Raw genomic sequence first — 25171 nt, 5'->3', positions numbered from 1 at the left:
CTACCACCGGAGAGCAAATCGGTCTGTGGGATGGCTCTCAACGTCACTGCCGGTATTCACTGCACAGCAGCCATCTTGCAGGTTCATCTTCCTCAATGGAGGGAAAGCGCCCGCCCGCCTCGAGAAAACGATTATCCGTATGGTCGTCATTAACCATTGAAATTTCCCAACCCATCACTATCCCTTTTTCGGCCCAGAAGCGATGATAGAGGCCCACCGGTAGACAGACGCTCTGCCCCGGATGCAGCACCAGCGTCTCAGCGGGTTTCAGCGTACGCTGGCAGCCATCGATCATCACGCTAACATGGCGCTGCTGGTCTAACTGTTCGTCCTGTGTCGCCCAGGCCAGTTGCATGCAGAGGTCGCCGCCGCCGCGGTTAATGATGTCCTCCATTTTGTGGTAATGGAAATGCCAGGGGGTTTGCTGATCTTGCTGAATCTGTAACATTTTTTCCGCGTAGGGTTTGGTATAACGCGGGTCGGATAAAGAACCGTTGCGTAACGTCAACAGCGTAAGGCCCGTTTCGCGAAAGCAACCACTGGCGAAATCCGTCACATCCCATCCAAGCTGTAGATCCTGGACTTCATGCCAACCTTCATGCCGCTTCTGCGGCCAGCTTGACGCCGTAAAGTGGGCAAATTCCGGCAGGCTGATGCGAAAAGTTTCGGCCATCGCCAGCGCTTTATCTATCGCATAGTTAATCTGGGAACGTTTCATGGTTTAACTCCGCTTCGCACGGCAAGCCAGGCGGCGCCGCGCATACCGCTACTGTCGCCATGCCGCGCAGAAATGATAGGGGTGGAAAAATGGTCGGTGAAGACCAACGGGGCGACCGCCGATGGTAAATCCGCTACCAGCTGCGGCGCGTTGGATAAACCGCCGCCCAACACAATCACGCCGGGGTCGATGATATTGACAATAGTCGCCAGCGTCCGCGCCAGCTGTTGACGAAAGCGGTGGATCTGATGGCAAGCGGCGGATTCTCCCGCCTGCGCGCGGGCGAGAATCTGCTCGCTCGACAAACGCTCTCCGCTGAGCAGTCGATAGCGTTCACGTAGCCCCGTTGCGGAAATAAAAGACTCCACACAGTTAAATCTGCCGCAATAACAACGTGTCGGCGGCCCATCCTCCTCAGGAGAATAGCCGGGCAAGGCGATATGCCCGCACTCTGCGGCAATACCTGAGGCGCCGACGAAAGGCTGCCGCTCCAGGGTAATACCACCTCCGCAGCCGGTCCCTAACGTCATGCCGAAAACAGATGAAAACCCTTCTCCGGCGCCATCGCATGCTTCTGATAAAGCGAAACAATTGCCATCGTTGGCTAACACCACCGGCTGACCGAGCGCCTGTTCAAGCGCATCCTGTAAACGATAGCCGTTAATCACCTGAATGTTGGCGTTACGAATGACGCCATGCTGTGGCGAAACGCTACCCGGCAACGCGATGCCAATAGCCATCGGCGTTCCCGTCCGCGCGCGAATATCGGCAACGAAATCCACGATGCACGACATAAATGCCTGACGGTTTTCTTTCCGTGTTGCGCAGCGGTAACGGCCCTGCTCCCGTCCCTGCTCATCCATCACGACGGCGGCGATTTTCGTCCCACCGACATCCAGTCCGAGGTAATTCATCTTTGCCTCCTGCCGATTGGAAGGCGGGCGTACCCGCCTTCCGACTGGGTCAATACAAGCTTGCTTTGCCGGTGGAACCAAACAACTTCATTTTGTGGCGAATAACTTCACGTGCGGCATTAATCGGTTCCGGATAAATCACATTCGGATCCCACCAGCTCTCTTTACTCAAAATTTCACGTACTTTCAGGAAGTAAGCGTGTTTCATATCGCTGGAGATATTGATTTTCCCGACTCCGAGCGTGACAGACTCGGCAATTTCCGCATCCGGATTGGCGGAGCCGCCGTGCAGTACCAGCGGGATCGACACTCGTCCGGCAATATCGCGCAGGATGTGCATCTGCAGTTCAGGTTGCATCCCTTTTGGATAGATGCCGTGCGCGGTACCAATCGCCACCGCCAGGGTATCGACGCCGGTACGAGTGACAAAATCCTGCGCCTGCGCCGGGTCGGTATAAGTCACTTTCGACACTCCGCCCTCTACCGACGTTCCCGTCTGGCCGATGGTCCCCAGTTCACCTTCGACAGAGACGCCAACCGCATGCGCCAGCCTGACCACTTCCCGCGTTAGAGCGACGTTTTCTTCATAGGGCAGCAGCGACCCATCGATCATCACCGAGGTAAAACCGCACTGGATCGCACGCAGCACATGCTCCACCGAGGCGCCATGATCGAGATGTAATGTAAACGGCACCCGGCTACGCTGGGTGATATCCCGCACGTAGCTAAAAAAGGAATCGCCGACAAAGTCGTGCTCGCTGGGGTGAATTGAAATGATGGCGGGAGTATTTGTCGCTTCCGCCTCTTCCACGACGGCGCGAATAAAGCAGCTGTCCGCAACGTTAAATGCACCGATGGCAAAGCCGTGTTCACGAGTCGGTTTAAGTATTTCTTGCATGGAAACTAACATGGTCTTCTCCAGTTTCAGGGTGTAGTTCGCCCTGCCAGGGCGAATATGCGCTGGCATAAAGGGCGTGACTGATAAGTGAATCAGGCGCGGTTTATCGCGCCGGATGCTTGTAAGTAAGGGACGATAGCTTCAGCGCTGGCGTGTTCCATCACCGCCATGGCATCGGCCAGTTCAATAGAGCTGTCATGGCAAAGGGTATGGAGTAGTGCGGCTTTACCTGCCTCAAACACCGCCGCGCCGACATTAATCTTCGCCACGCCAAATGCCGGGCAGCAGGCAAGCTGATCAAATGGCGTGCCGCTGCCGCCGTGCAGGGCCAGGGGCACCGAAGAGGCTCGCTGCACCAGCGCCAGACGGTCAAAGTCCAGCGCGGGCGTGACCCCAGGCGCATACATGCCGTGGGCCGTGCCGACGGAGACCGCCAGTAAGTCGATACCGGTTTGCTCGATAAACGGGGCGACGTCCTCAGGTTGCGTCATCAGGTCGGCGTTCGTCGCAGAGTCATAGCGCGGAGCATCAGCCAGATGCCCCAATTCCCCTTCAACACACAGCCCGATGCTGGCAGCCAGAGTGGTGACCTCTCGGGTCTGGCGGATATTTTCCGCAAGTGGAAATGCAGAAGCATCAATCATCAACCCGCTGAATCCAGCGCGAAAAGCCTGGCGGATCTTCACCGGTTCTTTCCCATGATCGAGACTCAAGGTCACGGGAACGCTGGCCTCTACGGCAAGGGTCCTGGCCACCGCCATCGCTGTCGCTGGCGGAAAATGCGCCAGATGGCCCTGATAGAGATTGAGAATAATCGGCGCGCGGTATTTTTCCGCCACGCGTACCGCGGCGCGGGCGCTCTCCAGATTCATACAGTTAATCGCCAGCAGGGCATACTGTTCACGCCAGGCTTTCTCAACCATCTGCTTCATATCGGCAAACATAGGGCCTCCGTTTACTCAAGGGTAAAGGTGATTTCATCATCGGCGACTTTTTGGTCGCTCAGTTCATCAAACTCTTCATCACGCTCCGTGACCGGTTTTTTCCATAGCGACAACATCACGCCGCAGATAACCGTCCCAATCGCCAGCGCCAGACAAAACAGCAGTGGATGGGTGAATAGCGGCACCACAAACATACCGCCATGTGGCACCGGGCTTTCCACACCCCAGGTCATAATCAAGCCGCCTGCCACCGCTGAAGCCACGACGCAGGATCCCACCACCCGCAGCAGATCGCGGGCCGCGATAGGGATCACCCCTTCGGTGATCATGCAAATACCCATCGGGAAGGCGGCCTTTAACGCTTCACTTTCGGCACGGGTATATTTATGGCGGGTCAGCAGGAAGGACAACGTAATACCGAACGGTGGGATCATGGAGCCGACAAACTTGACCGCCTCCGGCCCATAGACCCCGCTCACCAGCAAGCCATCGGCGAATAACGACATGGTTTTATTCACCGGCCCGCCAAAATCAAAGGTGGCCATCGCGCCAAGAATGGCCCCCAACAGGAATCGTGAACCGCCCTGCATCGACTCCAACAGATGAATCAAGGCCTCCTGCAGCCAGGCAATCGGCTTGCCTATCAGGGTCATCATCAACAGACCGCTGATAATGGTGCTTAATACCGGCAGCACCATAATGGGCATCAGCCCTTGCATCGATTTTGGCAACCGCACGTAATGCTTTAACAGCAGCACCGTATAGCCCACCAGGAAACCGCCCAGCATTCCGCCGATGAAACCGGTGTGGATTTGCCCGCAGACAAACCCAACAATCAGTCCAGGGGCAAAACCAGGTCTGTCGGCAATAGAATAGGCAATCGCCGCACAGATGAGCGGGACGATGAGCCCCATCCCCCAGCCGCCGATTTGATTCAACATCCATGGAATGGTGCCGACTTTCTCGGCGACATTGGTACCGCCCAGAACCTGACCGAGGGCAATGCAGATCCCGGCGGCAACAATCAGCGGTATCATCCATGAAATACCCGTTAACAAATGCTTTTTAATTTCCTGCGAGACAGGTGGTTTATTCTCACTCATGGTAGATCCCTCCAGAATAAGGATCAGGCATTAGCTAAGGATTTCTCGACCTTTTCGATAAACTGAATCGGTGACTTAATAACGACCTCCGTTTTCACACGGACAATTCGTTTGTTTTTAAAACGCTCTTCGCCTTTAATTTTCACATCAACGGCAAGAATAACGACATCGGCGGCAGCGATATCTTCGGTTGTCAGTTCATTCTCAGTACCTATTGTTCCCTGAGTTTCAACTTTGACATTGTGGCCCAGCGCTTTCGCGCCTTTCATTAACTTCTCACGTGCGATATAAGTATGAGCAATACCCGCCGTACAGGCGGCAATACAGACAATATTCATCTCAGACTCCACTAGTTATTGTTAGTAAACATCCGATTCAGCATATTGACTAAAGAGATCAATAATCTTCTGCGGACTGGTTTCTTCGAGCAATTGCGCAATAATGTCATCATCGGCCAACGCTCCAGCGACCTGGGAGAGTAAGCGGATATGGGTGGTATTTTGATCTTCCAGACGGACGGCAAATAAAATAATGCAACGAACCTGGCTTCCATCAAGCGTTTCCCAGGCAATATCCTGACGAGTACGGCCAATGGCGAGCGTAGTATTCAGCACCGCGGATGATTTTCCATGAGGAATAGCGATGTGGTTTTCAAATCCGGTCGAACCTTCCGACTCACGCTGCCAAACGTCCTGAATAAACGTTTCGCGACAGCTTATGGCCCCATCTTTCTGCAGCAGGTCGGTTAATTCTTCAATAACTTCCGCTTTAGTCGTGGCCTTCATATCCAGCAATACACGCTTAGTATTTAAAATCCGGCTGATGTCCATATTATTTACCTCATGGATATAAAATTTCATTGCTGGCAGTTGACGTTGCAGCATGGTGTAATTTCTCGGTGATAACTTTTTCTGTTACCCGCTTAATATCGGCATCGTTAAAAAAAGCCGTGACATAGACTACCGGTAACGCAATCTCCGGCAGATGAATGGTTGAAATGACCAGTTCAATATCATCCTGTCGCTGTAGCGTATGTAGACTACCCGCAGGCAGTACGCCGACGATGGTCCAGTCAGGAAAGGCCCTGAGGACCCGGCTTTTCAACAGATGCGAGGTACCAATCCCGGTCGAACACACCAGCAGTACCCGCTTTCTGGCCACCTGCCTCTCCATCGCGGCCTGGAAATGCACGGTTAAATAACCCACTTCATCTTCCGAAACCGCGTTCTCGCCCCAGGCGGCAAATACCTGATTCACCACCCGCAGAGTTAATGGCCACACCTCTGTTAATTCGCCCTTGATATCTTCCAGCAGCGGATTACGGATATAGATACGATAATTCAGCCGGTTGAGCAGCGGCTTGATATGAATGAGCAACCCTTCATATAACGCGGTGTCATGCGTCAGATCGATATCAACCACCGAGGAAAACAGGGCGATCAGCCGGGAGGTGATTTGCCGGGCCTCATCGCTGGAGCGTATATTGCGCAGCATGCTGACATCATCACGCTCTTCCACCAGCATGCCGGACGAAATAATGTATTGATAAATAAACCAGCTTTCGTCCTCTGGTAAAGGGTGGGCAATGCGGGCCTCAATTTTTTGCAGCATATTCTGCGCGATACGAAAGATGGACTCATCAAATAATGGATGTCCCTGCTCCCGGCGCGGTAGTGCATTGCCGCGGGTGATGCGATACATCATAATCAGAATATGGGTGAAGATATTGACGTAATACGGCTCGCCCAGCGACCAACTTAATTTTCGTTCCATATCCTGAAGAAGCGACTGCACAAAGATGACATCTTCTTCACCGAAATAATGCACCAGGGCTTTATAGCTACCGCTATCCAGACGGGAGTGAATAATATTTCCTGGTTCATTATGGTTAATAACACCATTAATTAATAAGGCCATAGCCTGGCGAACATGGGATTCACTCCCCTCAATATGAGTGCCGCTCTGGCTACGAATGAGCATCAGACCCAGTGGCCTAATCCATGATTCGATCACTTTTAAATCATTCACAATTGAGGCGCTGCTAATAAAGTAACGTTCAGACAATTTACTGATCGATGTTTCGCGCGGCGTTTCACTTAATAACTGAGAAGCAATTTTCACACGCCGGGAATTATTCATCATGGCATCTGTATCATCGCTTTCGCTACTGAGTAACTGGTCTAATTGCAACAGATCGGCGACGTTATCAGCCAATAGCATGACGCCCGCGCCGGCACGTTTATCAATACTGATTTTCCAGTCAGAAAGCCATTGTTCAAGAAAACGTAAGTCACGCTGAACTGTTTTTTCTGAAACATTTAAGTATTCAGCCATTTTTAACAACGTAACGTATTCTCGTTTAGGCAAGAGAAATTTTAATAATCTGTTCTGTCGCGAGGTAACCATTTGCATTATTTACCCTTATTGCATAGCAGATTAATGCCAATAAGATATCGCTATACGACGCGATCTCTATGAAAATCATTGAGGATAAATATAGGGAGGCGGGGAGTAAACAACAATACTAAATCGTGTCCGGATATCCGGACAGAAATAAGACAAGACAGAGAAAGGACCGATATTTATACGTCAGATCACATTTCAGTCATTAATATACGTGATAACGATCTCAAATTCGCAGAAAGAATAACTCCCGCGATATGCTGCGGGAGTTGTTATTTACAGCGTAATCGTCAGCGCATTACCCTGGGCGCTCACCACCACGCCCAGTTCGCTGCCCGCCTGAGTCCCACCCTCCACGCCCGCTATCTGCGGGATATTGCGCAGACACAGCGTCCAGCCGCGGGCTTCGCCTTCGCCGCTCACGGTGATGGTGTTGCCCTGGCGCTTCGCCTTCAGGGTGAAAATCACGGAACCATCGGCAGCCGGAACCTGGCACAGAGCTTCGCGGCCATCGTCGAGCTGGAACAGCTGGAAGGCGGTGCCTTCATGCCAGGCATAATCGGGTTTCTGATCGTTGTTGCCCAGCGCCAGCAGGGTGTTGTCACGAACGTAGACCGGCAGGCTCAGCGCATCGTGACGCTGCTTATGCCAGCGGCTACCCGGCAATTCATCGTTATGCCACAGGTGCGTCCAGCGCCCCTCCGGCAGATAAAACTGCACCTCGCCCGCTTCGGAGAACACCGGCGCCACCAGGACAGAATCGCCGAGCATATACTGACGGTCGAGATAGTCGCAGGCCGGATCGTCCGGGAATTCGAGCATCATCGCACGCAACATCGGAGTGCCGAACTCGTTGGCCAGCGCCGCCTGGCGATAGAGATACGGCATCATGCGGCATTTCAGCTGCGTGAAGTGGCGCACTACGTCACAGGACTCTTCGTCGTAGGCCCACGGCACACGATAGGATTTGCTGCCGTGCAGGCGGCTGTGGCTGGAGAGCAGGCCAAAGGCGCACCAGCGCTTATAAACGTGGGCCGGCGCGGTGTTTTCGAAACCGCCGATATCGTGGCTCCAGAAACCGAAGCCGGACATGCCGATCGACAGCCCGCCGCGCAGGCTTTCCGCCATCGATTCGTAGTTGGCGTAGCAGTCGCCGCCCCAGTGCACCGGGAACTGCTGCGCGCCCACCGAGGCGGAACGGGCGAACAGCACCGCCTCCTGCTCGCCGACGGTCTCTTTCAGCACCTTCCACACCAGCTCGTTATAGATGAATGCGTAGTGGTTGTGCATTTTCTGCGGATCGGAACCGTCAAACCACTGCACGTCGGTCGGGATACGCTCGCCGAAGTCGGTCTTGAAGCAATCGACCCCCATCGCTACCAGACCTTTTAACTTGTCGGCGTACCACTGGCAGGCTTCCGGGTTGGTGAAGTCATAAATCGCCAGCCCCGGCTGCCACTTATCCCACTGCCACAGCGAACCGTCCGGGCGCTTAAGCAGATAGCCCTTCTCTTTCAGCTCCTTGAACACCGGCGAGCGCTGGCCGATGTACGGGTTGATCCACACGCAGACCTTCAGCCCTTTCGCCTTCAGGCGCTTGATCATCCCTTCCGGGTCCGGGAAAGTTAGCGGATCCCATTCAAAATCGCACCACTGGAAGGCCTTCATCCAGAAGCAGTCGAAGTGGAAGACGTGCAGCGGCAGATGGCGCTCGGCCATGCCGTCGATAAAGCTATTTACCGTCGCTTCGTCATAGTTGGTAGTGAACGAGGTCGTCAGCCACAGACCGAACGACCATGCCGGCGGCAGCGCCGGGCGGCCGGTGAACTGCGTATAGCGGTTAAGCACCGCTTTCGGCGTCGGGCCGTCGATCACGAAGTACTCGAGATATTCGCCTTCAACGCTGAACTGGACTTTAGAGACTTTCTCCGAGCCCACCTCGAAGGAGACGCGCTGCGGGTGATTCACCAGCACGCCGTAGCCGCGGTTGGTCAGGTAGAACGGAATGTTTTTGTAGGATTGCTCAGTGCTGGTGCCGCCGTCTTCGTTCCAGGTTTCTACCGTCTGGCCGTTGCGCACCAGCGCGGTAAAGCGCTCGCCGAGGCCGTAGACGGTTTCGCCGACGCCGAGGTCGAGGCGCTCAAACATGTAGTTGCGCTGGGTCTTACTATCCTGCACGTAGCCGTTGTTTTTCAGTTGGCTACCGGTGATACGCACGCCGTCGCGCAGAAAATCCAGCGCCCAGAATTCACCTTTAGTCACCCGCACGCTGAGGCTGCCGCTTTTCAGCTCGGCGAACTCGGCCGTATTTTCTATTTCGACATGGACGTCTTTCTGCACGTTCAGCGGATAGTGCGGGCCGTTATCCAGCGCGCCATGGAAGTGCTCCATGCGCACGCCGATTATCCCTTCCTGAGGCGAGAAAAAGCGCAGGGTGAACAATGGCGTATCCAGCTGCCAGGCGCGTTCGCGGACATCGCGCGGTGCGGCATAGACCACCATTTCATTCCCCTGCTGCTCCACCTCGTAAACCTGTACGGGTTGGATCAGGTTGAGCCCTGGTTGAATGAGCCAGTTTCCATCACTGATTTTCATTAAAACGTCCTCTTAGTTTTGCCATTCTTTTTCGATCGGGGCTGCCGTGAACTCTTGTTCGTTGCGACGCGCGCCCTCGGCCAGCTCGGCCATCATTTTTTTCAGGAACGGCGTTTTTAGCGTGTAGTAGCGTTTGGCGATTACCGCGCTCAGCAGGTAGCACACCGCCGGAACGAGGGTGAACAAGGCGATAATGATGGTGAGGGTGGCGCTGTTCTGGGTTTTAGCGGCGGCGTCATAGCCGCCGCCGGCCAGCATCCAGCCGATCAGCGCGCCGCCCAGCGCCAGCCCCAACTTAAGCACAAACAGGGTGCCGGCGAAGCTGATGCCGGTCAGGCGTTTGCCGTTGCACCATTCGCCGTAGTCGACAGTGTCGGACATCATCACCCACTGGATTGGCGTCACCAGCTGGTGCAGTACGCCAATGATGAAGATAAAGACGAACATGGTGATTTCGGCGTCCATCGGTACGAAGAACATCGCCACGCTGAGCACCGCCAGGAGGGCGTTGGTCCACCAGAAGACGCTGACTTTACATTTCCAGTCGGTCAGCGGCTTCGCCAGCGCCGAGCCAATCAGGTTGCCGACGCAGTAGGTGGTGAGGAAGACGGTGAACAACGCCGCCGAGCCCATGATCCAGGTGGTGTAGTACATCATCGCGCCACCGCGAACGCAGACCGCGAGGATATTGAGGATGGTGAGCACGCCGACCACCCGCCACTGGTCATTACGCCAGATATCGCGCAGGTCTTCACGCATCGAGGTACTGCTCGGCGGCGCTTCGACACGCTCTTTGGTGGTGAAAAAACAGAAGGCCAGCATCAGGAAGGCGACCACCGAGAGCACCGCAATGCCGCCCTGGAAGCCCAGCGCTTTATTTTCGCCGCCGATAAAGTTGACCAGCGGCATCATCAGCACGGTGGAGAGCATGCCCCCCGCCGTCGCCAGCACGAAGCGCCAGGACTGCAGCGAGATGCGCTGCGTCGGGTTGTCGGTGATCACGCCGCCGAGCGCGCAGTAGGGGATATTCACTACGGTGTAGAGCAGGGTCAGCAGCGTGTAGGTCATGGCGGCGTAGATCAGCTTGCCGTTGTGGCTTAAATCCGGCGAGCTGTAAGCCAGCACGCAGACGAGGCCGAACGGGATAGCGCCGAAGAGGATCCACGGGCGGAACTTACCCCAACGGCTGCGGGTACGGTCGGCAAGCAGGCCCATGCACGGGTCGGAAATCGCATCCAGCGCCCGCGCCAGCAGGAACATGGTGCCGACAAAGCCGGCGGGGATACCGAAAATATCGGTGTAGAAAAACATCATGTATAACATGACGTTATCAAAAATGATGTGGCTGGCGGCGTCACCCATACCGTAGCCAATTTTCTCTTTGACGGACAGAATATGATCTTTCATTTGCGCACTATTCCCTTAGCGGCACCGCGGATTGGTACCGGTTACGGTTTTTTTAAACCTTTGGCGCAGTAAGATGAATTGCGATATCTCGTTATCAAATTACGTTTCTTGTTTTCTGTGATCGCGGTAGCCCGAAAGAGTGTGAAAAAGTGTAACCCATGGATTTTGAACGGATTTGTCTCAGACTGTTCTGCAAAGTCCAGTTTTAACAGTAAAAAAGTGCGTTTAGGTATGTGGTAAATGCCTGAAAGTAGCTATAATGCGCCCGCCTCCATGTAGCAATCGAGGCGCGGAAGATCGTCATCTCCGGTGAGGTGGCTGGACTTCAAATCCAGTTGGGGCCGCCAGCGGTCCCGGGCAGGTTCAACTCCTGTGATCTTCCGCCAAAGTTTCTCACCCTCTATCGGCCATTCGGCATGTATTCAATATCTTACAGTTAGCCTATCCTATTGAATTCTTTTTTTTATTCTAACTTTATATCTTATAAAAATATGGATTCTAAAATGAGTTTAATGCTATCGATCACAACGGTAATAGTGACTTTAATCAGCCCTGTTGTTGCCGTTCAAGTTCAGAAATTTATTAAAAGATATACTGATAGAAAGACACTCAAAATAGATATTTTTAAACAATTGATGGCCACCAGCTCGCAGAACGCAAGGCTATCAAATGAACATGTCAGAGCACTTAATATGATCGATATTGCTTTTTATGGTCGGGTAAGGAAAGGTCTGACATCAATATTCACTGATGAAGGGGTTATAAAAATGGAGATTGTTGGTGTTCCCAGCCGAGTGGAGAGTTAAATTAATCGACCCCATCAGGTACTCGCAATACCTGATGAAAGCTAACCTCACCAACTATCAAGGAGTTGATTATGGCTGATTTGCATTCTACCCCCAGATATCATCGTTAGCGGAACCGAACGTCAGCTGCTGGTTGGCTATCGGCCCAATGGCCGGGATACCAGTACACCAAGTCTTACCCTTTCCGGCAAGTGGCTACGCGAAGCGGGATTCGATACCGGGAAGCCGGTCACGGTTAAGGTGATGAATGGCTGCATTGTATTGCTGCCGCTCAGCGATAAAGAAGAGAAGCTAACAGCCGAATTACGGCATATTCAACAATCGCTGAAAAGCGTCAACGGCACGCTGCAACATACCTGATAGCGCGAGCAAGAAAAATTCCCGGGTGGCGGCTAACGCCTTACCCGGGTTACCAGACGGCGCAGAACCGTAGCCCTGCTGAGCGCAGCGCGAGCAGGGAAATTCCTCGGATTACGGCTGCCTTAACACCCGCAAACACGCCAGATTAATCGTTCGTCTAATGAAATTTATGCCCCGCTTCTGACATACTCTACCGTTGTGAACAGGTTGACCCGGAGACCAAATGGCAAAGGAAAATATAACGTCGTCCCCAGCAGGTGAGTTCATTATGTTTGCCAGCGGTGATGGGAAAGTGCGCGTTGAATGCCGCTTTGAGTCAGACACAATCTGGTTATCCCAGGCGACAATGGCTGAACTGTACGATAAAGACGTTCGGACTATTAATGAGCATTTAATCAATATCTTCTCTGAAGGTGAACTTGCTCAAAATTCAACTATCCGGAAATTCCGGATAGTTCGCCAGGAAGGAAAACGCCAGGTTTCCAGAGAGATAGGCCATTACAACCTTGAAGCCATACTCGCTGTTGGCTATCGCGTTCGCTCCTCTCGCGGCACGCAGTTCCGCCAGTGGGCAACCCAGACGCTCCAGGAATACCTGATCAAAGGTTTTGTGATGGACGATGAGCGGCTGAAGAATCCGCCTGTGGGTTCATCGGCAGTACCCGACTATTTCGATGAGATGCTGGAGCGTATCCGCGATATTCGCGCCAGCGAACGCCGCGTTTATTTGCGGGTGCGAGAGATTTTTGAATTAGCGGCTGACTATCAACCATCGCTAAAAGAAACCACGCAGTTTTTTCAAACAATCCAGAACAAGTTACATTTTGCCTGTACCGGGCATACCGCCGCTGAACTCATTCATCAACGTGCTGACGCCAGTCAGCTGTATATGGGGCTGACCAACTATAAAGGTGAAGAGGTGCATAAGGGTGATGTGACGGTGGCAAAAAATTATCTCACTCAGGATGAAGTCAATGAGCTTAACCGCGTAGTTAACATGTGGCTGGATTTTGCCGAGGATCAGGCCCGTCGTCGTCAGCAGGTCTTTTTACGCGACTGGCAGGATAAGCTGGATCAGTTCCTGCAATTTAACGACCGTGAGGTTTTGCAAGGCGCAGGTAAAGTCAGTAAGAAAATGGCCGATGAAAAAGCGCAGGCGGAATATAGTCAGTTTGCTGAGCAACAGCGGCGCTTAAAGGAAGCCGAAGGTGAAAAGGATATCGCCGGTTTGCTACAGTGGAAAATAGAGCCTAAAAAGTAGCTCAGGATGCCTGATAGCGCGAGCTAGCCCCTCGGGTGGCAGCTAACGCCTCATCCGGACTACGCCCGGCATGTGATCTGTAGGCCCGCGCAAGCGTAGCGCCGCCGGGCAATAACCGCGGGTAAAGAGCCACTTTTGCGCCGGATGGCGGCTGGGCCTTATCCGGCCTACGGTCTGATAGCGCGATCAACCCCCCGGGTGGCGGCTAGCGCCTTACCCGGGCTACCAGACGGCGCAGAACCGTAGCCCTGCTGAGCGCAGCGCGAGCAGGGAAAATTCCCGCCTCAGAAGTAATAGCCAATATTAACGTTAGTGCGAAAGTACCATTTGCCGCTGCCCTCGGACTGGGTGCTGGTCCAGCCGGTGGCGTTCAGCGCGCCGCCCCACGGATTAACATTCTTCGCCCAGCTGAGATCGACCCAGAACATTACCGGCAGCGCAAAGACCTGTACGCCAAGGGTGTTCATCTGCGAATCGCTCCAGCCGCTTTTATCTTTCCACAGCACGCTGTAGTCGTTGTAAAAACGCAGCTTCGATACGCCGCCCCACTTCACGTCGACATCGCGGGCGACGTTAAGCGACGCGGTCGTCGCTTTCGCCGGGATCAGGTAGGCCGGCGTCAGGCCGTTGCCGCCCATCAGAATCGTATCGTCGCTGACGCCCGCCGGGTTCTTCGGATCGTATTGGTAGCGAATCAGCTGTGAGGTCAGCTGCCACGGCCCGTTATGCAACATGCCGTGCACGCCTGCCGCCCAGAAGGTGCCGTCGTCGTCGGTCTCGCGGTTGTGCAACCGCGCCAACGCCAGTGAGCCGCCCAGCTCGTTATTCCAGCCGCCGCCGTGAAAATCCCGCGCAATACGCACATTCACCTGGTCCCGCTTTTCATTATGCTGCTGATGCTGAGTCGGATAGATAGTGTTTTTCAGCCGATCGTAATCGCCAACGTCCGGCGCATAGCGCAAATTCTCCGGCTCCATCCACGGGAAATAGGCCACATCCAGCGACCAGTTATTATCATGATATTGATAGTTCACGCCGCTACCGGCGCTCACGCCAAAGCCTAAATAAAACGGAATACCATAGGACCAGCCAAATTGCGGATAAGGTTCAAGGCCAAATGGTTTGCCGGGGATCCCCAGCTGGATATTATTATTATTGTCGAAGCGATACCCTACGTAAGCGCGGTCGATGGCGTATTTACGGTGATCCTGGAACCAGAACCCGGCATCAAAGAAATAATTATCATAGAAGCCGCTGCTGTCGATACGGAAGGTATCAAAACGCAGATGCGGCGGGTTGCGATAATTACTGCCTTTCCAGTCTTCATAGCGATAATTTGCCCGCAGCGCGCCGCCGAAATCCAGCCCGGCGAGATTATCCGCGCTGCGCCAGCCGATATGCGGGAACGGCTTGCCGTCGTCCGCCAGCGCCAGCCCGCTGGTCACGGCAGCCAGCAGCAGCGAAAGGAGTATTTTACGCATAGCACATCCCTCACTTTATTTTTATAAGCGATAAAAGACCGTCGATTAATATCGACTTATTATTTTGTCTCAGTGGTGAAACTCTTAATTAAATAGCACGATGGTTTTATTTTTGTTCCAAATATGAAACTCTGTTTATTATTTGATAGAAGAAAAATCGCACGCAGGATGTCGGGAGTCAAGGTATAAACCTTGAGCCATAACGCAATATTATTATTCTGCCGGAGTGATATTAATATTTGCGACATGGAAAGGAAAAGGGTCTCAAATATGAAACCATTATACTTCCGGGTGATGACCATCGCTATATGGCGTACTGGTAATTGGCTAACTCTTTTACCGTCATCGGCAAGCCCTGCTTTAGCAGCATCTCCAGGAACTCATCGACGGTCATTGGAGGATGCTTGAGAGACTGCCGCTGCCTTCTCACCGCCTCCAACGCCAGAGCATGATTAAGGTCAAACAGGTCCGATATGAATACATCAGGATGAAGTGTTTCAATTTCAAATGGAAGCAATGATTCTGCTGGAAAGTCTTTATGATTTAACGTAACGATAATTTCAGCCTTCGCTCTGATTGCCGCAGCAAGGACATGCCGATCGTCAGGGTCGGGTAAAACTAGTCCGTTAATTAATCCTGCAAAACCCGTTACATTAGCATCCGGTAAAGCTGCATTCATGAGATCAACGGTACGACGCAGCGCTTCAGGTGCTATATCAGGCCGATTTATAAGAAGATTCCTGCACCATTCATCGTGAATGAAGCGGCTCCATTTTGGTTGATAAAGTCCAGCGATCCCTAAGTGCATTAATAAATCCCTGAGCCGTGCTGGATATAATACACAAGCATCTAAAATCACCGGATAAGGTGAATGTCGCATTAATACATCCCTAAGTCCTGCGCCTGATCCGCCAGCGCTTGCATCGCGTCCAGGCTTTCCTGTTCCCTACGTTTTTTATACTCCATCAGATCGGCAAACAGAACCCGGCGATGGCGTCCAGTTTTATGAAATGGAAGCTTCCTCGCTTCCAGCAGTTTAACCATATGCGGACGAGAAACATTGAGGATATTCGCTGCTTCCTGGGTGGTGAGTTCAGCATGAACAGGAACAATCTGCACCGCGTTGCCACAAGCCAATTCCCCAAGGATCTCCATCAGCATAGTCAGAGCGCTGGTTGGCAACTCAATGGTATGAGTTTTGTCATCTTCACCCACAATCGCAATACGCTGCGTTTCAAGATGAGTAGAAAGGTATGCCGCCAGCTCACGCTGCCCGCGCTGGGCAAGTTCACTCTCCAGCGGGTCCGGAAGGTTCAGTTTAGTCATGCGCTTGTCTCCAATGGCCATGTAAAAATTATAATCGCAATATTCGAAACCCACAATATTCGAAATAAACGAAACTTGCCAATGTCGCATTCGCCGATTTTCACTTTTTTTATATAACTGTTATCGCCGCCGGGCCGTTTTTCCCGATGGTAGAGCGGTCTATCCTCGATGCATTCACACCATGAATCCTTTTTGTAGACCGGAGAACCTATGAAAGCCATTGCTATTACCCAGGCCGCCGCCGACGGCAACAACATTCCCTTTTTACGCGATATCGATTTGCCGGATCCGCAGGCGCAGGGCCACGATCTGCTGGTCGAGGTCAAAGCCATTTCGGTGAACCCGGTCGACACCAAAGTGCGCGCCGGGTTTAATGCCGATACCCCGCGGGTGCTGGGCTGGGATGCGGTTGGCGTGGTGAAAGCCGTTGGCGATGCGGTGGCGCTATTCATGCCGGGCGATGAAGTGTGGTACGCCGGCGCGCTGGGCCGTCCCGGCAGTAACAGCGAACTGCAGCTGGTTGATGAACGCATCGTGGCGCTGAAGCCGCGCTCGCTGGAGAATGCCGCCGCCGCCGCGCTGCCTCTGACCGCTATCACCGCCTGGGAATTGCTGTTCCACCGCCTTGGCGTGCAGGAAGGCGGTAACGCCGGCGATACGCTGCTGATTGTCGGCGCGGCGGGCGGCGTTGGCTCTATCCTCACCCAGTTGGCCAGCAAACTCACCAACATGACGGTGATTGGTACCGCATCGCGCCCGGAAAGCCAGAAGTGGGTACGCGAGGCCGGGGCGCATCACGTCATTGACCACAGCAAGCCGCTCGGTGAAGAACTGGCGAAAATCGGCATTCATGCCGTGACCCACGTCGCCAGCCTGACCAATACCGATCAGCATTTTAACGAACTGATCGCCGCGCTCGCCCCGCAGGGTAAGCTGGCGCTAATTGATGACCCGGAGAGCCTGGACGTGGTGCCGCTGAAAGCGAAAAGCATTTCGCTGCACTGGGAATTTATGTTCACCCGCTCAATGTTTGAGACGGATGATATGATCGCCCAACATCAGCTACTGACCCGCGTCGCCGCGTTGATTGACGATAACACGCTGCGCACTACCCTTGGCGAACACTACGGCACTATCAACGCCGCCAATCTGCAAAAAGCCCACGCTAAGTTGGAAACCGGGCGCTCGGTCGGCAAAATCGTGCTGGAGGGTTTCTAAATGCGCGACGACACTATTGCGCTTATCGCGGTTCTGAAGGCGAAAGCCGGGCAAACCGAGGCCCTGCGCGACGCGCTGCAGGCGCTGCTGCTGCCAACCCGCGAGGAGCAGGGTAATCTCGACTACGCGCTGTTTCAGCTGCGCGACGCGCCGGATACCTTCTACATGCGTGAGTCCTGGCGCGACCAGCAGGCGCTGGATGAGCATATCGCCCAGCCCTACTTCCAGGCCTTTATCGGCCAGATGGAGATCTTGCTCGCCGAGCCGCTGCGGCTGGATTATCTGACGCCGATCGCGCCTTGATATCACGAGCGCCTCATCTCGGTGAGGCGCCTTTTTTAACCCTTCGAGCTGCGCTTTTCTCATCCTGCCTTAGCCAGGCTACGCTTACCCTTGCCGCGCAAAAAACGCTCACTCCCTTCCGCTTGATTTATCACGCTATTGCACAAGAGGTAATGCTATGCAGATCAACGCTATAGGTACGTACTCCGCCAGCCAGCCGCTCGAATCGATGTCTATCACCCGCCGCGAACCCGGCCCACAGGATGTGCAGATCGCCATTGCATACTGCGGCGTTTGCCATTCCGATCTCCATCAGGCGCGAGCGGAATGGGCCGGGACGCTGTATCCCTGCGTGCCGGGCCATGAAATCGTTGGCCGGGTGACGGCGGTCGGCGATGCCGTCTCAGGTTACGCCGTTGGCGATCTGGTGGGCGTCGGCTGTATGGTGGATAGCTGTAAACAGTGCGAGGAGTGCGCTGAAGGGCTGGAGAACTACTGTGACCATATGGTGCTGACCTATAACGGGCCGACCCAGGACGCGCCAGGGCATACGCTGGGCGGTTATTCACAGCAGATCGTGGTCAATGAACGCTACGTACTGCGGATAAACCATCCCGAAGCGCAGCTCGCCGCCGTCGCGCCGCTGTTGTGCGCCGGGATCACGACCTATTCGCCGCTACGCCACTGGCACGCCGGGCCGGGCAAAAAAGTCGGCATCGTCGGCATCGGCGGTCTGGGACATATGGGGATCAAGTTGGCCCACGCCATGGGGGCCCACGTGGTGGCCTTTACCACCTCCGAATCCAAGCGCGACGCGGCCAGAGCGTTGGGCGCGGATGAGGTCGTGGTGTCGCGCAACGAAGACGAAATGGCGGCCCACGTCAAAAGCTTCGATTTCATCCTCAACACCGTGGCGGCGCCGCACAATCTCGATGCCTTCACCACGTTGCTGAAACGCGATGGCACTATGACGTTGGTTGGCGCCCCGGCCACGCCGCATCCATCGCCGGAAGTGTTCAATCTGATCTTCCGCCGCCGCTCGATTGCCGGCTCGATGATCGGCGGTATCCCGGAAACCCAGGAGATGCTCGACTTCTGCGCCGAACACGGCATCGTCGCCGATATTGAGCTGATTCGCGCCGATCAGATCAACGAAGCCTGGGAAAGAATGGTCAAGGGCGACGTGAAATATCGCTTCGTGATCGACAGTTCGACTCTCGCCGGCTAAACGCCGCGGCGGAAAGTCCGCCGCCACTCCGTCGGGCTAACGCCAAAACGCGCTTTAAACTGCTGGCGCCAGGTCACGGCGGAGAGATAGCCCACTGCTTCCGCCACCTGCTCGACCGGCAAATCCCCCGCTTCGAGCAGGCTCTGGCTGCGGCGCAGGCGCTCGGCGGTCAACCAGTCGGCAATGCTCATCCCGGTCGCCCTGGCGAATTGGCGGGTCAGGGTACGGCGGCTCATCGCCACCACCTCGGCCAGCGAATCAAGATTATGCGGCTCGGCAATGTGCTGCTGCAGATAATCCAGTAGACAATTAATCCGCGCATCGCGGGTGTTGCGCGGCACCGGCTGGGCGATAAACTGCGCCTGGCCGCCCTCGCGGTGCGGCGGTACGATCATCCGCCGGGCGATCTGGTTGGCGGCGAGGCTGCCAAAACGCTGGCGAATGATATACAGGCAGCAATCCAGCGCCGCGGCGGTCCCCGCCGAGGTAATCACCTTCTGGTCATCGACGTACAGGGCGTTGATATCAAGCTGAACCTGCGGAAACAGGCGCTGGAAATCCTGCTCGAACTCCCAGTGGGTCGCCGCCCGCTTACCGTCGAGCAGCCCGGCGTAGCCAAGGACAAACGCGCCGAGGCACAGGCCGACGATTTCCGCGCCGTTATCGCGCGCCCGAATCAGACTCGCGATCAGCGCCTGCGGCGGGCACTGGTTGACCTCGCCCCAGTAGGGCACCACCACGATATCGGCCTGTTCCATCGCGGTAAAATCGCCGCTGGCGTACAGCGCAAAGCCGTCGCGGGCGCTGAGTAATCCCGGCTGCTCGGCGCAAATCTGCAGATTAAAACGTTTGGTTTCCGAGACCGTATCGCCAAACAGCATGCAGGGGACGGCATAATGAAACGGGCTAAAGCCTTCTACGGCGACAATCGCCACGTCGGTTAATGTCATCATCCCTTCCCCTTGAGCAGGTTAATAAACAACGGTTTCCCCATCCTGCGGAATACTGACTACCCCGGCAATCTGATTATCCGCGACGTACTGGCACATCTCTTCGCGGCTCACCAGACAATGGTTGACCGCCTCCAGGTGGATGGCCATGATTTTCGCTTCCGGCAGGGCGAAATGCGCCTTCAGCAGGTCCTCTTTGCCCATGATGATCGGGCCAAAGCCGATAACGTGAGCGTAGCCGGCGTTCAGCACCACCACATCCGGGCGCAGCTTCAGCATGTCGGCTTCAATCTCATCGCGCCAGATGGTATCGCCAACCAGCCACAGCGTCTTCTCCTGCGGATGACGGAACACCACGCCGCAAGCCTCGCCCAGACGTTCAGCCATCGCCGGTACCGCATAGGTACGGTCGCTGCCATGTTGCCCGGAAGTGGTTTTCTGCAGATTTACGCCGGCAAATTCACTGTTTGCCGACAGCAGGCGGATATCCTGAAATCCCTGGCTGCGCAGCAGCGCGGCGTCGGCCTCATGCTGGACGAAAACCGGAAGGATTTTCGGGATCGCCGCGATCGCCGCCTCGTCCCAATGATCGTCATGGGTATGGGTGACGATTACCGCATCGACGTCGATAATTTTTTCGCGGGGAAACGGCAGCGCCACCAGCGGATTGCGCAGTTCGCTGCGCGCGGTTCCTGGAAATCCCGGCCAGGCGCCTTTGTCCGCCAGCATCGGGTCGATCAGGAATTTTTTACCTGCGTATTCAATAACCTGTGTAGCATTACGGATATGAGTGATGTTCATGTTAGCGTTCCTCTGTGGGGTAATCTGACGAACATCGTATTGCGTACCAGCCTGGCGCAATATGGGCATTTGGGCAATGATCGATGGAATCGGGCCAACCTGCGACGGTTGCCAATCGCAGCCGGCTATGTTGTTCTGAAGATTAAACTTTCTACAGGAATGGCAGGATGAAAAAGAAACTAACCGCCGCCGATATGCATAATCCGCAGATCATCGCCGAAACGCCATGGTTCAGCATGCGCAAGGTAGGTATTGATGTCGCCCCCGGCGAGCGGCGCGACTTTTATTCCATTCACTACCCACGCCCGGCGGTCGGGATTGTGGCGCTCCAGGATGACAAAGTGCTGCTGATTCGCCACTACCGCTATCTGATCGATAAGGTGGTGTGGGCTATCCCGTCAGGCGGCGTCGATGAAGGCGAAGAACCCGCCGTCGCCGCGCTGCGCGAACTACGCGAAGAGACCGGCTGGCAAGCGCAACACGCTGAGGAAATCATCCGCTACAACCCGTCATACGGCAGCAGCGACCAGCTGTTTATCACCTGGCTCGCCACCGATTTAAGCTGGGTTGGCATGGACGCAGATCAGGATGAAGTGATGGAAACCGGCTGGTTTACCTTCGAGGAGATAAACCAGCTGATCGCCCGCGGCGAAATGCCGGACGGGCTGTCTCTGGTGCCGCTGCTGCACCTGATGGCGCAGCATAGATGATTACCAGCCCGGTACCGCGCCGCCGTTGAAGATGGTTTCTGCCGCCTTCACCACTTCCGGCGACTGGTACGACTGCATAAACTCTTTCACGCTTTCGGCGTCTTTATTGTCTTCACGCGCCACAATGATGTTCACGTACGGCGAGTTTTTGTCTTCAATAAAGATGCCGTCGCGCACCGGCGATAACCCGGTTTGCTGCAGGTAGGTGGTACTGATAATGGCGACATCAACCTTCGGATCGTCCAGCACCCGCGGCAGCTGCGCGCCCTCCAGCTCCATAATTTTCAGGTTTCGCGGGTTGCTGGTGATATCCACCGCCGTCGGCAGCAGGCCGGTACCCGCTTTGAGGGTAATCAGCTGCTCTTTTTGCAATAACAATAGCGCGCGGCCGAGGTTGGTCGGGTCATTGGGAATGGCGATGGTCGCGCCATCTTTAATATCGGCAACGGATTTAATCTTGCGCGAATAGCCGGCCATGGGAAAGACGAAAGTATTGCCGATGGCCACCAGGTGGTAGCCGTGCGCTTTGTTGTCTTGTTCCAGATAGGGACGATGCTGGAAGACGTTGGCATCCAGCTCCCCGGCGTTGGTAGCATCGTTCGGCAACAGCGAGCCGCTAAAGCCCACTAGCTCGACGTCGAGGCCATACTTTTCTTTCGCCACCTTCTTCGCCACTTCCGCCACATCCTGTTCCGCGCCGTTAATCACGCCGACTTTTATGTGTTTGGCATTGTCATTCTTCTGGTCACAGCCCGCTAACAGCAGGCCAGCCAGCATCACTGCCGCCGCCGTGCGTAAACGCAATTTCATCATCACTACCCCATCAGTCCATGGAAAATCATTATTATTTTTCGAGCAAAACTATAACGATTTTGTGCTCGATTTTTAAACACGAAAAGGTATCAATAAGATGAAAATCGTCTAAGCGCCTTCCCCGGTAGCGCTTACGCTTACCGGGCTATCGGCCGAATGCCCAATCGTAGCCCGGATGAGGCGTTAGCCGACATCCGGGACCCTTCCCCGGTGGCGCTTACGCTTACCGGGGCTACCGACCGAATGCCCAACCGTAGCCCGGATGAGGCGTTAGCCGACATCCGGGACCCTTCCCCGGTAGCGCTTACGCTTACCGGGCTACCGGCCGAATGCCCAATCGTAGCCCGGATGAGGCGTTAGCCGACATCCGGGACCCTTCCCCGGTAGCGCTTACGCTTACCGGGGCTACCGGCCGAATGCCTAACCATATCCGGGGAAATACGCTTAACTCAGGTCAACGTTTTTACTGGCGAACAGCCAGGTGAGGACAAAACCGCATAAATACGAAACCGCCAGACCGCCGGCGTACACCGCCATCCCGGCATAAATTCCGCTACCGGAGGTCATCAGCGGCAGCGCCACCAGCCCGGACGGGCCAAACACCGTGTTCAGGCCCACCGGCAGCCCCAGCCAGGCAATCAGGCCCACGAAGAAACCGCCGCAGGCGCCGCCGATACAGGCGGTGATAAACGGTTTCATACGCGGCAGGGTTACGCCGTAAATCAGCGGTTCGCCAATGCCGAGAAAGCCTGGAATGATCGCCCCTTTGATTTGGGTTCGCAGCAGCGAATCGCTCTTCGCGCGCCAGAACAGCGCCAGCGCCGCACCCACCTGCCCGGCCCCGGCCATCGCCAGGATAGGAAACAGCGAGTTAAAGCCCTGCGCATCCACCAGCGCAAAATAGACCGGCACAAACCCCTGATGCACGCCGAACATCACCGCCAGCAGGAACAGCCCGGCCAGCACCGCCGAGCCAAACGGATTGCCGTTAAGATGCAGGAACAGCCACGACATACCGGTGAACAGCCAGCCGCCAATCGGCATAATCACCGTAAAGGTCACCGCGCCCATAATCAGCAGCGTCATCGCCGAGGTAAGGATCATATCGAGGTTAGCGGGCATTATCCGCCGCACCTGACGCTCCACCCACGCGCCAAGAATCGAGGCGATTAGCACGCCGATAATATTGCCGCGCGGGTCGATACCATGACCGAAGAAGGTCGAAATTCCGGCGTAAAATCCGCTGGTCGCTTCCGGGTTGTAGCCCAGCACGAACAGCGAGGCGATAATCGCGCCGTTCACGCCCGAACCGCCGAAGGCTTTCTGAGCGTTATAGCCAATCAGGATACTCAGGAAGGTAAACATCCCTTTGCTGAATACCTTCATATAACCAATCAGCGCCACCAGACTGGCGTTAGGATGCGCGTTCTCCAGCACGAAGATTTGTTCCGCCAGCGTGGCGAAGCCTAACAACAGCCCGACGGCGATAAAGCCGGGGATCAGCGGCGTAAAAATAGTGGCGAACTTCGCGAGAAATTTCTGTACCCCGCTGGTCTGCTTGCTCTTTAACGCCTGCTTTTTCTCCGCTGCCACATCCGCCAGCGAGGTGGCTGCCTGCGGCGCCGCTTCCATCAGGCCGTTCATCATTTCCGCGGCGGTCTGCGCCTTGCCGGGCCCTAATACCACCTGGAACTGTTCATCGCTGACGATAACCCCCATCACGCCGTCAATCTGGCGAATGGCGGCGCTATCGGCCAGGCTTTCATCGCGCAGGGTCAAGCGCAGGCGCGTCATGCAGTTACCCGCCTGCGCCACGTTTGCGGCCCCGCCGACGTGAGCCAGGATCCGCGCTATCATCTCTTTAGTTATTTTTGCCATTGCCTGTTACCTGTCTGTCGGCGCTCAGGTGTTGCTTAGCGCCTTGCGGATATAACCGTTGTTTTTCGCCAGCAGCGACTGCGCTTCTGCGGCGCTTAAGTCTGCCAACACCATCACAATCGCCGTCTTACAGTGGCGGCCGCAGGCATCCAGCGCATTCTGCGCGGTGGCGCGATCGCAGTCGGTCGCTTCCATCACGATAGACACCTGGCGCTCAATCAGCTTGGCGTTGGTCGCTTCGACATCCACCATCAGGTTGCTGTAGACCTTGCCGATGCGGATCATCGCCCCGGTGGAGATCATGTTTAGCACCAGCTTCTGCGCGGTGCCGGCTTTCAGGCGGGTCGATCCGGTAACCACTTCCGGGCCGACCACCGGGGTAATCGCCACGTCCGCCAGCTGCGCCATTTCACCGTGCGGGTTACAGCTGACGATAGCGACAAACGCATTTTGGCTATGGGCGTATTCCATCGCGCCAATGACGTACGGCGTACGCCCGCTGGCCGCCAGCCCCACCAGCACATCACGGTTGCTGAAGTTTAGGTTTTGCAGATCCATCGCCCCTTGCGCTTTATTGTCTTCCACGTTTTCCACGGCGCTCAGAATCGCTTTATGTCCGCCGGCGATAATCCCCACCACCTGCTCCGGACGGGTGCCAAAGGTCGGCGGGCATTCGCTGGCGTCCAGAATACCCAAACGCCCCGACGTGCCGGCGCCGATGTAAATCAGCCGTCCCCCGGCCCGCAGCGCCGCCGCCACTTTATCCACGACTTCCGCTATCTGCGGCAAGTAAGGCGTTATCGCCTGCGCCACTTGCTGATCTTCCTGGTTTATCACCGTCAGCATGTCGACAGTGGAGAGGGTGTCAATGTTGGCGCTGTTGGCGTTGCGTCGCTCGGTCAGCAGTTTGCTCAGGTCGATACTCATAAAAACCTCGTTATTCTCAGTTGCGCGCAGTATAAGGAATTTTTTATTCCATTCATGTGAAGAGTATCACGATTAATACGCTTGGGATAATAGGATAATTGTAGGTATAGCCAGAGATATTGCGGTAATAAAGGTGGAATATTTTATT

The 25171-nt window shown here is 55.1% G+C and carries 24 protein-coding genes, 1 tRNA gene and 1 pseudogene; 8 read left to right on the top strand and 18 right to left on the bottom strand.

Annotated features, from left to right (window positions below):
- Nucleotides 1–43: 43 nt before the first annotated feature.
- From AC2CGP_RS07710 to AC2CGP_RS07665, 10 genes are all read right to left on the bottom strand, one after another.
- The gene (locus AC2CGP_RS07710) at nt 44–718 is read right to left on the bottom strand and encodes a D-lyxose/D-mannose family sugar isomerase (protein ID WP_015369124.1); all 675 of its coding nucleotides are present in this window, start codon (nt 716–718) and stop codon (nt 44–46) included.
- Nucleotides 715–1632 carry an ROK family protein gene (locus tag AC2CGP_RS07705; RefSeq protein ID WP_063443277.1) on the bottom strand — a complete coding sequence of 306 codons (918 nt, stop codon included), beginning with the start codon at nt 1630–1632 and terminating at the stop codon, nt 715–717. The genes AC2CGP_RS07710 and AC2CGP_RS07705 overlap by 4 nt, the downstream gene beginning before the upstream one ends.
- A gap of 49 nt (nt 1633–1681) precedes the next feature.
- The gene (locus AC2CGP_RS07700) at nt 1682–2542 is read right to left on the bottom strand and encodes a ketose-bisphosphate aldolase (RefSeq protein WP_015369122.1); all 861 of its coding nucleotides are present in this window, start codon (nt 2540–2542) and stop codon (nt 1682–1684) included.
- An 80-nt stretch (nt 2543–2622) separates the two neighbouring features.
- On the bottom strand, nt 2623–3474 hold the full coding sequence (locus AC2CGP_RS07695) for a class II fructose-bisphosphate aldolase (protein WP_063443276.1): 852 nt from the start codon (nt 3472–3474) through the stop codon (nt 2623–2625).
- An 11-nt stretch (nt 3475–3485) separates the two neighbouring features.
- Nucleotides 3486–4577 (bottom strand): PTS fructose transporter subunit IIC, encoded by a 1092-nt coding sequence (locus tag AC2CGP_RS07690; RefSeq protein WP_015369120.1) that lies wholly within the window; start codon nt 4575–4577, stop codon nt 3486–3488.
- 23 nt (nt 4578–4600) lie between these two features.
- Nucleotides 4601–4915, bottom strand: coding sequence for a PTS fructose transporter subunit IIB (locus tag AC2CGP_RS07685; RefSeq protein WP_032713053.1), 315 nt, complete (start codon nt 4913–4915; stop codon nt 4601–4603).
- Between the two features lie 21 nt (nt 4916–4936).
- Nucleotides 4937–5407, bottom strand: a complete 471-nt coding sequence (locus AC2CGP_RS07680; RefSeq protein ID WP_015369118.1) for a PTS sugar transporter subunit IIA — start codon at nt 5405–5407, stop codon at nt 4937–4939.
- Between the two features lie 10 nt (nt 5408–5417).
- Entirely contained in the window at nt 5418–6989 is a 1572-nt protein-coding gene (locus AC2CGP_RS07675) for a BglG family transcription antiterminator (RefSeq protein ID WP_032715329.1), read from the bottom strand.
- A 267-nt stretch (nt 6990–7256) separates the two neighbouring features.
- Entirely contained in the window at nt 7257–9575 is a 2319-nt protein-coding gene (gene yicI, locus AC2CGP_RS07670; protein WP_370611425.1) for an alpha-xylosidase, read from the bottom strand.
- Between the two features lie 12 nt (nt 9576–9587).
- Nucleotides 9588–10982, bottom strand: a complete 1395-nt coding sequence (locus AC2CGP_RS07665) for a glycoside-pentoside-hexuronide family transporter (protein WP_015703825.1) — start codon at nt 10980–10982, stop codon at nt 9588–9590.
- Between the two features lie 291 nt (nt 10983–11273).
- On the opposite strand from AC2CGP_RS07665, the gene AC2CGP_RS07660 reads away from it, so the two are divergent.
- The 4 genes and pseudogenes from AC2CGP_RS07660 to AC2CGP_RS07645 all read left to right on the top strand — a co-directional run bounded on the left by AC2CGP_RS07660 (nt 11274) and on the right by AC2CGP_RS07645 (nt 13409).
- Nucleotides 11274–11368, top strand: a tRNA-Sec gene (locus AC2CGP_RS07660).
- A 117-nt stretch (nt 11369–11485) separates the two neighbouring features.
- Complete coding sequence (locus tag AC2CGP_RS07655; protein ID WP_157195129.1) at nt 11486–11788, top strand: DUF6680 family protein; 303 nt, start codon at nt 11486–11488, stop codon at nt 11786–11788.
- 71 nt (nt 11789–11859) lie between these two features.
- Nucleotides 11860–12148, top strand: a pseudogene (locus tag AC2CGP_RS07650) (SymE family type I addiction module toxin).
- 223 nt (nt 12149–12371) lie between these two features.
- Nucleotides 12372–13409, top strand: a complete 1038-nt coding sequence (locus AC2CGP_RS07645) for a virulence RhuM family protein (protein ID WP_157195128.1) — start codon at nt 12372–12374, stop codon at nt 13407–13409.
- 284 nt (nt 13410–13693) lie between these two features.
- Here the strand turns inward: AC2CGP_RS07645 and AC2CGP_RS07640 are convergent, their stop codons facing one another.
- The 3 genes from AC2CGP_RS07640 to AC2CGP_RS07630 form a co-directional block, all read right to left on the bottom strand.
- A complete protein-coding gene (locus tag AC2CGP_RS07640; RefSeq protein WP_042893658.1) occupies nt 13694–14890 on the bottom strand; it encodes a porin family protein in 1197 nt (398 codons plus the stop codon).
- Nucleotides 14891–15194: 304 nt separating this feature from the next.
- Nucleotides 15195–15770: a PIN domain-containing protein gene (locus AC2CGP_RS07635; protein WP_032706547.1), complete on the bottom strand. Its 576-nt coding sequence runs from the start codon at nt 15768–15770 to the stop codon at nt 15195–15197.
- Nucleotides 15770–16216 carry a helix-turn-helix domain-containing protein gene (locus AC2CGP_RS07630; protein WP_015369110.1) on the bottom strand — a complete coding sequence of 149 codons (447 nt, stop codon included), beginning with the start codon at nt 16214–16216 and terminating at the stop codon, nt 15770–15772. The genes AC2CGP_RS07635 and AC2CGP_RS07630 overlap by 1 nt, the downstream gene beginning before the upstream one ends.
- Nucleotides 16217–16426: 210 nt before the next feature.
- Between AC2CGP_RS07630 and AC2CGP_RS07625 the strand changes: the two genes are divergently transcribed.
- The 3 genes from AC2CGP_RS07625 (at nt 16427) to AC2CGP_RS07615 (ending at nt 18944) form a co-directional block, all read left to right on the top strand.
- The gene (locus tag AC2CGP_RS07625) at nt 16427–17434 is read left to right on the top strand and encodes a zinc-binding alcohol dehydrogenase family protein (protein WP_411303090.1); all 1008 of its coding nucleotides are present in this window, start codon (nt 16427–16429) and stop codon (nt 17432–17434) included.
- Nucleotides 17435–17737 carry a putative quinol monooxygenase gene (locus AC2CGP_RS07620; RefSeq protein ID WP_238984208.1) on the top strand — a complete coding sequence of 101 codons (303 nt, stop codon included), beginning with the start codon at nt 17435–17437 and terminating at the stop codon, nt 17735–17737. It abuts the gene before it with no gap.
- Nucleotides 17738–17894: 157 nt separating this feature from the next.
- On the top strand, nt 17895–18944 hold the full coding sequence (locus tag AC2CGP_RS07615) for an NAD(P)-dependent alcohol dehydrogenase (protein ID WP_032709443.1): 1050 nt from the start codon (nt 17895–17897) through the stop codon (nt 18942–18944).
- Here AC2CGP_RS07615 and AC2CGP_RS07610 read toward each other — a convergent pair.
- Nucleotides 18941–19894, bottom strand: a complete 954-nt coding sequence (locus AC2CGP_RS07610) for a GlxA family transcriptional regulator (protein ID WP_108684468.1) — start codon at nt 19892–19894, stop codon at nt 18941–18943. The genes AC2CGP_RS07615 and AC2CGP_RS07610 overlap by 4 nt on opposite strands.
- A gap of 21 nt (nt 19895–19915) precedes the next feature.
- On the bottom strand, nt 19916–20695 hold the full coding sequence (locus tag AC2CGP_RS07605; protein ID WP_108683989.1) for an MBL fold metallo-hydrolase: 780 nt from the start codon (nt 20693–20695) through the stop codon (nt 19916–19918).
- 167 nt (nt 20696–20862) lie between these two features.
- Between AC2CGP_RS07605 and AC2CGP_RS07600 the strand changes: the two genes are divergently transcribed.
- Entirely contained in the window at nt 20863–21405 is a 543-nt protein-coding gene (locus tag AC2CGP_RS07600) for an NUDIX domain-containing protein (RefSeq protein ID WP_058676321.1), read from the top strand.
- Here AC2CGP_RS07600 and nlpA read toward each other — a convergent pair whose 3' ends face one another.
- From nlpA to murQ, 3 genes are all read right to left on the bottom strand, one after another.
- Nucleotides 21406–22215, bottom strand: a complete 810-nt coding sequence (gene nlpA / locus AC2CGP_RS07595) for a lipoprotein NlpA (protein ID WP_047064506.1) — start codon at nt 22213–22215, stop codon at nt 21406–21408.
- Nucleotides 22216–22662: 447 nt separating this feature from the next.
- Complete coding sequence (murP, locus tag AC2CGP_RS07590; RefSeq protein WP_411303093.1) at nt 22663–24096, bottom strand: PTS N-acetylmuramic acid transporter subunit IIBC; 1434 nt, start codon at nt 24094–24096, stop codon at nt 22663–22665.
- A gap of 24 nt (nt 24097–24120) precedes the next feature.
- Nucleotides 24121–25023: an N-acetylmuramic acid 6-phosphate etherase gene (murQ, locus tag AC2CGP_RS07585; protein WP_015369100.1), complete on the bottom strand. Its 903-nt coding sequence runs from the start codon at nt 25021–25023 to the stop codon at nt 24121–24123.
- Nucleotides 25024–25171 lie beyond the last annotated feature (148 nt).

It is taken from the genome of Klebsiella sp. SYXHC3 (assembly GCF_057196925.1).
The sequence above is the reverse complement of the archived record's forward strand: the minus strand, read 5'-3'. Positions and strand labels throughout refer to the sequence as shown.